The sequence below is a fragment of the Hanstruepera flava genome (genome assembly GCF_023634025.1).
GTDB classification, from domain to species: Bacteria; Bacteroidota; Bacteroidia; order Flavobacteriales; family Flavobacteriaceae; genus Hanstruepera; species Hanstruepera flava.
On sequence record NZ_JALJCW010000014.1, the window covers coordinates 1 to 864 of the forward strand.

At 34.6% G+C, this 864-nt stretch carries 1 protein-coding gene; it reads right to left on the reverse strand.

Annotated elements, in window-relative coordinates; translation table 11 throughout:
• Positions 1-143: 143 nt before the first annotated feature.
• The coding region (locus MTX13_RS14340) for a hypothetical protein (RefSeq protein WP_250437430.1) at positions 144-864 on the reverse strand (721 nt) is incomplete at its 5' end.

Here is an 864-nt window from a genome sequence, read left to right on the forward strand (position 1 = left end):
AACGGTCTCGGCTATGGGTAGTTGCGTGTGTTAGCACTTAACTTAGCAAGTACACACCAAACTGAAAATCCGCGAGGATTTTCAGAAGTAGGCGAGAACAAGCAATTGCTTATAGCCATTGTTGTACACCGTTTTTATTCATTTTATTTTTTGTCAAATCCTTTAAATTCCGTTCTTTTCATTGTCGGACAATGATTAACGACAATATCAAATTCGGACACTTTCTCTTTTGGTGTCACGTACCACTCACCAAAACTATATGTTAGCATATAGACATTTTCAAATTCGGTCGGTTTTATGGTCAGTTCAGTTTTTTCAGTTTCCTTTTTTTGTGGAACAGTTCTTAATTCCAATTCGATTTCATTCTCCGTGATTTTCCTTAATTCAGATATCAAGTCAGCATCAGGTTCCAGTTGGTAGAAGAATAGAACTGAACTTTCATTTATTTCAAAAGCGGTTGTATTTCCATCACAAGGTTCGTAAATCACAAATTCATTGTTGAGTTTTTTTAAACTTATCCAATGTCTTGGAAATTCTTTTAGGTCAATTTTTGTTCCTTTGTGCTTTTTTGCAATTTCTTTTTCGTGATATGAAATTGCGTCATTGTCCAATCGGTTTGGTTTCCAATTAACGAGTCTTTCAAAATTTTCTGAATTCCGAGTTGTGTCGATAAACAACTGATGTTTGGAAAGGTCAAGGCTTTTCGGATTATTTTTTTCTAAAATCGTGTCCAAGTCAACTTTCCAAGCAGGAATTTTAGTCGGTTTGATTTCCGCTTTTTCTGGTTTAGTTTTCTCTTTACAAGAAACCAAAATCCCAAATATTAATGCTATGTAGATTGCTTTTTTCAAATGGTGTACAACG